The following is an 11,616-nucleotide window of genomic DNA, read 5'->3' as shown; positions in this document are numbered from 1 at the left end:
GACGGTCAGGCAGCCGGTGCCGGCGACGTGGTCGTCGGGGCGACGGTCGTCGTGGGCGTTCCGGAGGAGGTGGTCGACCCGGCGCCCGTGGTGGTCTCGCCCGTGGCCGGAGTCGTGGTCTCCGACGGGGTGGAGACCGGAGCCGTGGTGGTCATCGGGGTGGGCGTGGCTGTCGTCACGCCCGCTTCGGGTGCAGGCGGGGCCACCGGTGCAGCGGGGTCGCCTGCGGGAGCCGGGACAGCGTCGACGGGGGTGGGCACGCTGCTGTCGGCGACCGTCGCATCGGCGGTCACAGTCGAGGACGGCGAGGTCTCCGGCGTGGTGGACGCCTCGGCGGTCTCGGCCTTCGCCGTCTCCTCGGCGATCATCAGCACCGCGGCCTTGTCGACCTTGTTCGCATCGACCGCGTTGCCCTCCTTGGCCTGGCGGGCCAGGTGCTCGAGCCAGGCGGCGGCGTACTCGACGGTGGACGTACCCTTGCCGTCGATGTCGTCGTCCCAGTAGTCGAAGTGGTGCCCGTAGTGGTCGTCGTTCTCACGGTCGTAGCCGAAGGTCTGGTCGTACGGGTCGGCAAGCACCACCGCGAGGGTGTTTTGGTTGCTCCGGATGAACCCGACGACCTCCTTGACGATCTTCTCCGGCAGGTACGCGAGGTTCGACAGACGCTCCGCGGGGATCGGCGCCTCGGCACCGTCCTCATGGGTGGCGCCGGAGTCGGCGTCGGCAGCCACAGGCGTGGTGGGGCGGGCGGCGGGATCGTAGCTCGGGTCGGAGACCTTGATCAGCACCTCGAGGAAGGTCTCGTCCGACCGCATCCAGTCCGGATTCGCCGAGATGTCGGCGAGGGCGAGCAGCGCGACCCGGCCGACGACCTGGGCCAGGTCGGCGCCGGTGGCGGGGGTCAGTCCCTCACGCTCGAGGGCGTCGCCGTTGACCTGACGACCCACGTTCGCCAGCAGTTCGATCAGCGCGATGTTCTCGGGTGCCGAGCACGTGAAGTCGCCCTCGGAGCAGAACGAGGCGACCTTGCCGGCGAGATGACCGAAACCACCGTTCGTGTCGGGGAGGACACCGCGTCCGGAAACGGCGTCGCTGCCCGGCTGGTAGGGGCGATCGAAGCCGTCGGGGTTCGTGCCGTTTTCCGCGCCGGGGAAGAAGCCTTCTCCGGCCTCGCGGCCCGCGTCGGAGAGGATGACCACGCCGCTGACGGCGTCGGGATCGATGATCTCCCAGGAACCGTCCTCGCTCTGCTCCTGCGCACCGATCTGCATCGCGGCGCGGCGCGCGACGTCGGCGCCCTCGCTGAACCCGACGATGGCGAACTGGGTGTCGGGGCAGGACCGCCGGATGGCCTTCATGACCTCGATAGTGTTCTCGGCGCCCTTGTTCACGGCGTTCTCGTAGCTGGCGAGGTCGGCCGGGTACTCGATGTAGATGGCCGCGTAGCCGTCGCCGGCCTCGTGGTTCTCGAGCGGTGCGCTGATGACCGGCTCGACCCAATGGCTGCGGTAGGCGCCCTGCTGGGCGGCGGGAAGGCGGTTGCCGTTCTCGTCGACGAGCATCTTCGACTCGTCGCGAGGGATGTCACCGCGACCGCCGATACCCAGGCTGACCATGTCGTGACATTCGGTGGTCTTCGCCAGGCCGGCGAGGTACGGGTCGGCAACGGTGGGGGTGTCCTGTTGCGGAAGCACGATCGCGGCCGCTGCCACGACTCCGAGCGCGGTGGGGGCGAAGACGCCGGCGAGAATCCGCCGACGCGACAGCGACTTTCGAAGTGCCATGGGCCTCTACCAATCCGTTTCTGACCGAGGAATTGCCGGCCTGCCGAAGTGCGGCGGGTCGTAACGGATTTCGTGAAGGTCGCTCGCAGCGTTACATCGACACGGGTTTACCGAGGTGGCGACGGAGAAATGCAGGCGCGAACACCGAGCCGCGAAATCCAAGGGAAATGCGCCAATCGGACAATTCGAGTTCGCCGCTCAGCGACTGGCCGTTCGGCTGGGTCGGGCCCGCCGAACGATCAGGAGCAGAGCGCCGCGGGAGTGGCTAGGGTCGGAATCACCGGAAGTCGGAAACACCGGATACTGCCGGTCGCATCACGAAACGGAGACAGCATGTCGCAAACAGTCCGCGGAGTCGTCGCTCGCTCGAAGGGAGCGCCTGTCGAGGTCGTGCCCATCGTGATCCCCGATCCCGGCCCCGGTGAGGTCGTCGTCGCGATCGCCGCGTGCGGCGTGTGCCACACCGATCTGCACTACCGCGAGGGCGGCATCAACGACGAGTTCCCGTTCCTGCTCGGCCACGAGGCCGCCGGTGTCGTCGAATCCGTCGGTGAGGGCGTCGACTCGGTCGCCGTGGGCGACTTCGTCGTCCTGAACTGGCGCGCGGTGTGCGGCCAGTGTCGCGCATGCAAGCGCGGTCAGCCGCAGTACTGCTTCGACACCTTCAATGCCACCCAGAAGATGACACTCGAGGACGGCACCGAACTCACTCCGGCGCTGGGCATCGGCGCGTTCGCCGACAAGACCCTCGTCCACGCCGGTCAGTGCACCAAGGTCGATCCGAGCGCCGATCCGGCCGTCGTCGGCCTGCTCGGCTGCGGTGTCATGGCCGGTCTCGGTGCCGCCGTCAACACGGGCGGAGTCACCCGCGGCCAGTCCGTCGCCGTCATCGGCTGCGGCGGTGTCGGCGACGCCGCGATCATGGGTGCGCGCCTGGCAGGTGCCGTCACGATCATCGCCGTCGACCGCGACGACAAGAAGCTCGAGTGGGCCACCGACCTCGGTGCCACCCACACCGTCAACTCCAGCGGGGTCGACGCGGTCGAGGCGATCAAGGAGCTGACGGGCGGTTTCGGTGCGGACGTCGTCATCGACGCGGTGGGCCGGCCGGAGACCTACAAGCAGGCCTTCTACGCCCGCGACCTCGCCGGCACCGTCGTCCTCGTCGGTGTACCCACCCCGGATATGACCCTCGAGATGCCGCTGATCGACTTCTTCTCGCACGGCGGCTCGCTCAAGAGCTCGTGGTACGGCGACTGCTTGCCCGAGCGCGACTTCCCGACCTACGTCGACCTGTACCAGCAGGGACGCCTGCCGCTCGAGAAGTTCGTCACCGAGCGCATCGGCATCGACGACGTCGAGAAGGCGTTCGAGACGATGCACCGCGGTGAGGTCCTCCGTTCGGTGGTGGTCCTGTGAGCACCTCGCCGATCCGCGTCGACCGGGTCGTCACGTCGGGCACCTTCGCGCTCGACGGCGGCGAATGGGAGGTCGACAACAACATCTGGCTCGTCGGCGACGACTCCGAGGTCGTGGTGATCGACGCCGCGCACACCGCGCAGCCGATCATCGACGCCGTCGGTGGACGGAAGGTCGTGGCGATCGTGTGCACGCACGCACACAACGACCACATCACCGTGGCGCCGGAGCTGTCCGAGAAGCTCGACGCGCCGATCCTGCTCAACCCGGCCGACGACGTGCTGTGGGAGATGACCCACCCGGGTGTCGCGCACGGCACGCTCGAGGACGGGGAGCGGATCCGGGTGGCCGGAACCGACATCCAGGCGATCGCCACGCCGGGTCACTCGCCGGGTTCGACCTGCCTGTACCTGCCGGAAGCGGGTGAGCTGTTCACCGGCGACACCCTGTTCTCCGGCGGACCGGGCGCAACGGGCCGCTCGTTCTCGGACTTCCCGACCATTATCGGGTCGATCCGCGACAAGCTGTTCGTCCTGCCCGCGGAGACGAAGGTGCACACCGGTCATGGCGACGGCACCACGATCGGCACCGAGTCGCCGCACCTCGAGGAGTGGATCAAGCGCGGCAGCTGATGCTGCCGATGCGCGGTTCCGGCGGCGGTTGCCGTCGGAACCGCGTACGAGCGCACGGCTAGTCTCACCACCATGGCGAAGAAGCAGATCCCGGTGATCGTGGTGGCCGGATTTCTCGGCGCGGGGAAGACGACGCTGCTCAACCACCTGCTGCGCAACACCCGCGGTGCGCGGATCGGTGTGATCGTCAACGATTTCGGTTCCGTCAACATCGATTCGATGATGGTGGCGGGGCAGGTCGACTCGATGGTCTCGCTGAGCAACGGATGTCTGTGCTGCGCAGTCGATGTCAGTGACATGGACGCGATGCTCGACAAGCTCGCCCACCGCTCGTCCGATCTCGACGTGATCGTCGTCGAGGCGAGTGGACTCGCCGAGCCCCGCAACATGATCCTGCTCGTCGCCGGTTCGGAGAACGAATACGTCTCCTACGGTGGCCTCGTGCTGGTCGTCGACGCGGTGGAGTTCGACGCGACCGCCGAGCAGCATCCCGAGCTCGAACAGCACGTGGCGCTCGCCGATCTGGTGCTGATCAACAAGACCGACCGGATCGACGGTGAGGCCCACGACGATCTGCTGACGCGCCTGTGCCGGCTCAACTCCCGCGCCGCGGTCGTCTCGACCGATCACGGCCGCATCGACCCGGCGTTGCTGTTCGACATCCCGGAGCGGCCGGGTCCGCAGCCGGGGGAGCAGCTCACCCTCGACCGGTTGCTCTACGAGCAGGACGACCACGAGCACACCCATCTGCACGACGGCTACGACGCGATCACCTTCGAGTCAGCAGATGCACTGCACCCCCGCGTGCTGGTCGATCTCCTCGAGAACCAGCCCGCAGGGGTGTTCCGTATCAAGGGATACGTGCGAGTCGCTGCCGGACTGGACACCGGCACCTATCTGTTGCACACCGTCGGCGACCACATCAGGTTCGAACCGGCGGGTCGCGGCGACGACGTGCCCGACGGGACGCAGCTCGTCGTCATCGGGGCCGATCTCGAATCCGACGACGTACGCGAGCGACTACTCCGCTGCGTGCCGACCGAACCGGTGTCCGCGGACGCGATGTACGCGATACACCGATTCACGCCCCGCTGAGGCGGAAGGCCGATTCATCCCGCTGAGGCGGCAGGCCGATTCATCCCGCTGAGGCGGCAGGCCGACTCACCCCCGCTGACGCGGAAGGCAGGCCCTTCGGCTCAGCGAGCGGCGGAGATACGGCGCTGGGGACGACGACGGCCACCGGTGGCAGCTGCGGCGCCCTGACCGGTCGAACGCTGACCGCCGGCCGCGCGCTGCCCACCCGAGGAGCGCTGCCCACCCGAGGAGCGCTGACCACCGGCGGAACGCTGTCCGCTCGACGAGGAACGCTGACCCGAACCGGANGGCGGCTGCCGCCGTTGCGCTGCGGACGCGACGGCGCGGAAGCCTGCTTCGGTGCCGGCGCGACGTACGGCGCGATCTCGCCGACGAGCTTCAGCACGTGCTCGGAATCCGCCGTCACCTTGATGGGGGTGACGTCGATGGCGGCCTTGCGCATGATGGCCGCGAGATCCCTGCGCTGGTCGGGTAGGACGACGGTGACGACGTCGCCGGTGCTGCCGGCGCGGGCCGTGCGACCGGAGCGGTGCAGGTACGCCTTGTGCTCGGCCGGGGGATCGACGTGCACGACGAGTTCGACGTCGTCGACGTGGACACCACGTGCGGCGACGTCCGTCGCAACGAGCACCCGCGCCTCACCCGACGAGAACGCGGCGAGATTGCGGTCGCGGGCGTTCTGGGAGAGGTTGCCGTGCAGGTCCACCGCTGGGATGCCGGAGTCGGTGAGTTGCTTGGCGAGCTTGCGGGCCTGATGCTTGGTGCGCATGAACAGGATTCGGCGACCGGTTCCCGATGCGAGGGTGCGGACGAGGTCCTTCTTCGTATCCATGCCCGCGACGTCGAAGACGTGGTGGGTCATCGCGGCGACGGGGGAGGTGGCCTCGTCGACCGAGTGCATGACCGGGTTCTTCAGGAACCGCTTGACGAGCTTGTCGACGCCGTTGTCCAGGGTGGCCGAGAACAGCAGGCGCTGACCGTCTTTCGGTGTCGCCGTCAGGATGCGGGTGACGCCGGGCAGGAAGCCGAGGTCTGCCATGTGATCGGCCTCGTCGAGCACTGTGACCTCGATGTCGTCGAGCACCACGAACTTCTGGCGCATGAGGTCCTCGAGGCGGCCCGGGCAGGCGATGACGATGTCGACGCCGCGGCGGAGGGCCTCGACCTGGCGCTTCTGCGACACGCCGCCGAAGATCGTGGTGACCTTCAGACCCGACGAATGCGCGAGCGGTTCGATGGCCGCGGCGATCTGGGTCGCCAGTTCGCGGGTGGGAGCCAGGATCAGGCCACGCGGACGGCCTGCCGCCCTGGTGCTCCTGCCTGCGAGGCGAGCGGCGAGCGGGATCGAGAAGGCCAGGGTCTTACCGCTACCCGTGCGTCCGCGTCCGAGCACGTCACGACCGGCGAGGGTGTCGGGGAGGGTGTCCACCTGGATGGGGAAGGGGCTGGTGATCCCGGCGTCGTTCAGCGTGGCGACGAGCGGGCGGGGCACCCCGAGATCGGAGAAAGATGTGGTCATGGAACAGCGCTGCCTTTCGATGCGGCGTGTGTGCACTCGACGGACCGTGTGCCCGTGGTGCTGTGCGATCGCCGCAAGGAAGGCCGGTGCATCTGTGCGTACTGCATCTGTGCATGCGGGCCGGGCACGATCCCGGTCCGCCGGTATCCCACGACGGTGGGCGTCGTCGTGACGCCCGAACCATGTCACCCTACCGCACGGGGTGCGTCAGTCCCTGATGTGACTACAGACCCACCCACTCCGAGGCACCCTCGGTGAAGTGCTGACGCTTCCAGATCGGCACTTCGGCCTTGATGCGTTCGACCAGTTCGGCGCAGGTGGCGAAGGCTTCTGCGCGGTGTGGGGCGGCGACCGCCGCGACCAGCGCGAGATCGCCGATGGTGAGATCGCCCACTCGGTGCACCGCCGCGACCGGGAGCCCGGACTTCGCCGCGACGTCCTCGCAGCACCGCCGCAGGAACGTTTCGGCATCCGGATGTGCCTGGTACTGCAGCGCGGTCACCGACTGTCCATCGTCGTGATTGCGGACGACACCGGTGAAGAGCACCACCGCACCGTGTTCGGCGCCTGCCACCGCGGCGTCCACCGCTGCGGGATCGAGCGGTTCCGAGGAGATCCGGGCCAGTAGTTCACTCATGAGCGCCGCCTCCTGCGACTTGTGCCAACAGATGGTCGAGGATCGGGTCGAGGGCGGCGAGACCGTCCTTCACCCCGCCGGGCGAGCCGGGCAGGTTCACGACGACCGTGTGGCCGACGAGACCGGCGACGCCGCGCGAGAGCACAGCGTGCGGGGTGGCCTCGAGTCCGCGCTGCCGGATCGACTCCGCGATGCCGGGCAGTTCACGATCGAGCAGGGCGAGAGTCGCTTCGGGGGTCGCGTCGGTCGGCGACGCCCCGGTTCCGCCGGTCGTCACGACCAGGGCAGGGCCCGGACGGACCGCGTCGGCGAGACCGGCTGCGATGTCGGCGTCCGCGTGGACGAGGGGACCGCGGACCGCGAATCCCTTGTCCTCGAGCCACGACCGGATGAGCGGTCCGGTGCGGTCCTCGCGGGTGCCCGCGGCGACACCGGTCGACGCGACGACCACGGCGGCGGAGCGTCCGGTCTTCTCCACGGGCTGTTCGCCGGCCCCGGGGGTCCCGTCCCGGCCGGGTGCGTCGTCACGGGTCCAGTGGCCGCGCTTGCCGCCCTCCTTGGAGATCAGCCGCACGCCGTCGAGAACGGCGGCCGGATCCACGGCCTTGACCATGTCGTGCAGGGTCAGGCCGGCGACGGCGACCGCGGTGAGCGCCTCCATCTCGACTCCGGTCGGGCCCTTGGTCTTCGCGGTGGCCTCGATCGTGATCGAGGTGTCGGTGAAGTCGAACATCACCTTCACCGACGACAGCGCCAGCTGGTGGCACAGGGGGATGAGCTCCCAGGTGCGTTTCGCCGCCGCGATGCCGGCGATGCGGGCCGTGGCCAGGACGTCGGCCTTGGGCATGTCGTCGGCGCGGACGAGCGCGACCACCTCGGGAGTGGTGACGAGTTCGCCTGCCGCCACGGCGATCCGTGTGGTGTCGGTCTTCGAGGAGACGTCCACCATGCGGGCGCGTCCCTGGTCGTCCAGGTGGCTGAGGTCGGTCACAGGATCCGTACTTTCACGAGGTCTCCGGCTTCGAGGGAGGTGGTGTCGGCGGGGATGTCGAGGAGCACGTCGGCGGCGGCGAGTCCGGCGACGAGATGCGACCCGTGCCCGCGGAAGGGGGTCACCCCCTTCTCGTCGAGTCGCCCGCGCAGGAACTGCCGGCGTCCCGGGATCGACGTGAGATCCTCGGTGAGCGGCAAGCTCTCGCACACGACGGGCGGATAGCCGGCGGCGGCCCGCAGTGCGGGTCGCGCGAACACCTCGAACGAGACGAGCGCGCTGACAGGATTGCCGGGGAAGGTCAGGATCGGCACGCCGTCGACCACGGCGGTGCCCTGAGGGCCGCCCGGCTGCATCGCCACCGAGACGAACTGCCCGCCTCGCAGCGCGAGCGTGTCCTTCACGACCTCGAAGTCGCCCTTCGACACTCCGCCGGAGGTGAACACGACGTCGGCGACGCCCACGGCATGTTCGAGCATCGTCACGAACTCCTCCGGATCGTCGTGGCAGTGGTCGATGGTCACGACGTCGGCACCGTTGGCCGACGCGCTCGCGGCCAGCGCCGGTCCGTTCGAGTTGAAGATCTGGCCCGGCCCGAGTTCGCTCCCGGCCGTGACGAGTTCGCTGCCGGTCGAGATGATCGCGACCCGCGGCCGTGCACGGACGGAGATCGAGGTGAGGCCGACGGCGGCGAGCGCGGCGATGTGTCGGGCGGCGAGGACCGTGCCCGCGGGAAGCAGCAGATCGCCCTTGCAGACGTCGGTTCCCGCCTCACGCACATAGGTTCCGGGCGTGACGCTGCGCTCGACGGTCACGCTGCCGGCGCCGTCCGAGTCGGGGGTGGTCGCACGGGTGTCCTCGACCGGGACGACGGCGTCGGCGCCGTCCGGGACGGGAGCGCCCGTCATGATCTTCAGAGCGTGCCCCGGTTCGAGTGCCGCGACGGTGTCGCCCGCGGCCAGCACGCCCTGGACGGGCAGGTCGGCGGGGGTCGACGCGAGATCGCCGGCGCGGACGGCGTAGCCGTCCATCTGGGAGTTGCGGAAGGGTGGCAGGTCCAGCGGCGACTCGACGTCCTCCGTGAGGGTGCGGTGCAGCGCGTGCGCGAGCGGCACACGCAACGGGCTCTTCTTCCGCAACGGGTCGAGCAACGCCGCCACGTGCTGTTCGTGTTCCTCCACGGACCGCCTGCCGCTCGTCATGCCGCCATCCTAGGCACACGAGGGCCGTGCCCCGCCGCCCACGACGCGCCGCGTGTGCCCCGTCTGTCCGGATGCGATGTCACGATCGGCGGTTGTGGGCATACTGGGCTGTATGAAAGCGATGGTCGTATGACAGCGGTGGACATGGGCATCCCGGTCGTGCGCGATCGCGCAGACGACGCGTCCGATCGGCCCGACGTGCCCGAGCTTCTCGATCGCTTCGGTCGCATCGCCCGCGACCTGCGCGTGTCCCTCACCGAGAAGTGCTCGTTGCGCTGCACCTACTGCATGCCGGCCGAGGGCCTTCCCGAGATTCCGCGCGACCAGCTGCTCGCGAGCGCCGAGATCGTGCGTCTGGTGGGCATCGCGACCGGTCGACTCGGTGTCCACGAGGTGCGCTTCACCGGTGGGGAACCGCTCATGCGCCGCGATCTCGAGGAGATCGTCGCCGGATGCGCGCAGCAGACGCCGGGGCTGCCGATCGCGCTGACCACCAATGCGGTCGGTCTCCGGCACCGTGCGCGGGCGCTGGCGGACGCCGGACTGACCCGCGTGAACATCTCCCTCGACACCATCGACCGCGAGCACTTCGCGCGGCTCACGCGCCGCGATCGGCTCGATTCGGTGCTCGACGGTATCCGCGCCGCGGTGGCCGCCGGACTGGGTCGGGTCAAAATCAACGCTGTCCTGATGCCGGAAACCCTCGAAGGTGCGGCCGATCTGCTCGCGTGGTGCCTGGACGAGGGCGTGGAACTGCGGTTCATCGAGCAGATGCCTCTCGACGCCGATCAGAACTGGGCGCGCTCGCAGATGGTGCCGGCCCAGCAATTGCTCGACGTGCTCGGGCAGCGGTTCACGCTCACGGAGACCGAACGCGAGGACCCGTCCGCGCCGGCCGAACGCTGGCTCGTCGACGGCGGACCGGCGACCGTCGGGATCATCGCGTCGGTTACGCGGTCGTTCTGCAGCGACTGCGACCGCACGCGGTTGACGGCCGAGGGAACGGTCCGGTCCTGCCTGTTCAGCGACCGGGAGACCGACCTGCGCGCCGCTCTGCGGGGCGGCGCCACCGACGACGAACTCGCCGCGCTGTGGCGCGGGGCGATGTGGAACAAGTGGGCCGGACACGGCATGGACGCGGCGGACTTCGCGCCGCCGCAGCGGAGCATGGGAGCTATCGGTGGCTGAGGTGACGACGGGGATCGAGGTGCGGTACTTCGCGGCCGCAGCAGATGCGGCCGGACGCGAGAAGGACACGATCGACCTGCCGGAAGGCGCCGATCTCGGCACGCTGCGTGCCGTCCTCGTCGATCGTTACGGCGCCGATATGGAGCGGGTCCTGTCGGTGGCGGCCTTCCTGCTCGAACCCGGCGACGGCGGCACGGGCGAACTCACCCGGGACCTCGGCCGGCCGGCCGGGTCCCGAGTGGACGTCCTGCCGCCCTTCGCGGGTGGTTAATCCTCACGCCACCAGGTGTCGAAGGGCCCCACGGGCATCACGCGCTTGTGCCGCGTGTCGAGGAACTTGGCCTCGAGGCGCTTGGCGAGGTCGTCGGTGACGTCCTTGCCCTCGAGATAGTCGTCGATCTCGCTGTAGGCCATGCCGAGCGCTTCCTCGTCAGGCAGCGCGGGACGGTCGTCCTCGAGATCGGCGGTGGGGATCTTGATCCAGGTGCTCTCGGGTGCTTCGAGTTCGCGCAGCAGCGCCGCACCCTGCCGCTTCGTCAGACCGGCCAGGGGAGTGATGTCGACGCCGCCGTCGCCGTACTTGGTGTAGAAACCGGTCACCGCTTCGGCGGCGTGGTCGGTGCCGACCACGAGGTAGCCGAGTTCTCCGGCGATCGCGTACTGGATCATCATGCGTTCGCGGGCCTTGATGTTGCCGCGCACGAAGTCGCGCAGACGCGTCTCGGTGCCGTACAGCGCGCGAGCCGCTTCCGAAGCCGTCGCGTCGGCGCCGGGCTTCACATCCACACCGAGAGTGCGATCGGCTCCGATGAACTCCAATGCGACGAGGGCGTCGTGCTCGTCGGCCTGCTTGCCGTAGGGCAGGCGGACCGCGACGAACTCCGCCGTGTGGCCCTCGGCGCGGAGCTTCTCCGCGGCGAGCTGGGCGAGCTTGCCGGCGAGGGTGCTGTCCTGCCCGCCGCTGATGCCGAGCACGAATCCCTTCGCGGGAGTGCTGCGCAGGTAGTCGGCGAGAAACTGCACCCGCGCGTCGATCTCGGCGCGCGGGTCGATGGAGGGTTTCACCCCGAGTTCTTCGATGATCCGATCGCGAAGGTTCGTCATCTTCACGACCCTAGCGTTCCTGTGTTACTGCTGCGATACAACGGA

Annotated in this window: 11 protein-coding genes; 5 read left to right on the top strand and 6 right to left on the bottom strand. The window is 69.1% G+C overall.

The window, feature by feature from the left end; translation table 11 throughout:
• Positions 1-5 precede the first annotated feature (5 nt).
• Positions 6-1,784 (bottom strand): cutinase family protein, encoded by a 1,779-nt coding sequence (locus QR64_RS15355; protein WP_039586044.1) that lies wholly within the window; start codon positions 1,782-1,784, stop codon positions 6-8.
• Between the two features lie 333 nt (positions 1,785-2,117).
• Between QR64_RS15355 and QR64_RS15350 the strand changes: the two genes are divergently transcribed.
• The 3 genes from QR64_RS15350 to QR64_RS15340 all read left to right on the top strand — a co-directional run bounded on the left by QR64_RS15350 (position 2,118) and on the right by QR64_RS15340 (position 4,930).
• The gene (locus QR64_RS15350; protein WP_006550372.1) at positions 2,118-3,203 is read left to right on the top strand and encodes an S-(hydroxymethyl)mycothiol dehydrogenase; all 1,086 of its coding nucleotides are present in this window, start codon (positions 2,118-2,120) and stop codon (positions 3,201-3,203) included.
• Complete coding sequence (locus QR64_RS15345; RefSeq protein WP_006550373.1) at positions 3,200-3,835, top strand: MBL fold metallo-hydrolase; 636 nt, start codon at positions 3,200-3,202, stop codon at positions 3,833-3,835. The genes QR64_RS15350 and QR64_RS15345 overlap by 4 nt, the downstream gene beginning before the upstream one ends.
• A 72-nt stretch (positions 3,836-3,907) precedes the next feature.
• Positions 3,908-4,930: a CobW family GTP-binding protein gene (locus tag QR64_RS15340; RefSeq protein WP_039586042.1), complete on the top strand. Its 1,023-nt coding sequence runs from the start codon at positions 3,908-3,910 to the stop codon at positions 4,928-4,930.
• A gap of 288 nt (positions 4,931-5,218) precedes the next feature.
• Here the strand turns inward: QR64_RS15340 and QR64_RS15335 are convergent.
• The 4 genes from QR64_RS15335 to glp form a co-directional block, all read right to left on the bottom strand.
• Positions 5,219-6,449: DEAD/DEAH box helicase (locus tag QR64_RS15335; protein ID WP_039586076.1), on the bottom strand; the 1,231-nt coding region annotated here is incomplete at its 3' end.
• Between the two features lie 223 nt (positions 6,450-6,672).
• Complete coding sequence (locus QR64_RS15330) at positions 6,673-7,086, bottom strand: molybdenum cofactor biosynthesis protein MoaE (RefSeq protein ID WP_039586040.1); 414 nt, start codon at positions 7,084-7,086, stop codon at positions 6,673-6,675.
• Entirely contained in the window at positions 7,079-8,077 is a 999-nt protein-coding gene (gene moaCB, locus QR64_RS15325; protein ID WP_024101436.1) for a bifunctional molybdenum cofactor biosynthesis protein MoaC/MoaB, read from the bottom strand. Before moaCB ends, QR64_RS15330 begins: the two co-directional genes overlap by 8 nt.
• Entirely contained in the window at positions 8,074-9,279 is a 1,206-nt protein-coding gene (gene glp, locus QR64_RS15320; protein ID WP_039586036.1) for a gephyrin-like molybdotransferase Glp, read from the bottom strand. The genes moaCB and glp overlap by 4 nt, the downstream gene beginning before the upstream one ends.
• Positions 9,280-9,408: 129 nt before the next feature.
• On the opposite strand from glp, the gene moaA reads away from it, so the two are divergent.
• A complete protein-coding gene (gene moaA, locus QR64_RS15315) occupies positions 9,409-10,467 on the top strand; it encodes a GTP 3',8-cyclase MoaA (protein WP_039586034.1) in 1,059 nt (352 codons plus the stop codon).
• Positions 10,460-10,738, top strand: a complete 279-nt coding sequence (locus tag QR64_RS15310) for a MoaD/ThiS family protein (protein ID WP_006550379.1) — start codon at positions 10,460-10,462, stop codon at positions 10,736-10,738. The genes moaA and QR64_RS15310 overlap by 8 nt, the downstream gene beginning before the upstream one ends.
• On the opposite strand, the gene nadE is transcribed toward QR64_RS15310, so the two are convergent.
• Positions 10,735-11,571, bottom strand: a complete 837-nt coding sequence (gene nadE / locus QR64_RS15305) for an ammonia-dependent NAD(+) synthetase (protein WP_006550380.1) — start codon at positions 11,569-11,571, stop codon at positions 10,735-10,737. The genes QR64_RS15310 and nadE overlap by 4 nt on opposite strands.
• Positions 11,572-11,616: the final 45 nt, after the last annotated feature.

This window comes from Rhodococcus sp. Chr-9, from assembly GCF_000801125.1.
In the GTDB taxonomy this organism is placed as follows: domain Bacteria; phylum Actinomycetota; class Actinomycetes; order Mycobacteriales; family Mycobacteriaceae; genus Rhodococcus; species Rhodococcus pyridinivorans.
This window is presented reverse-complemented; position numbering and strand designations above follow the sequence as displayed.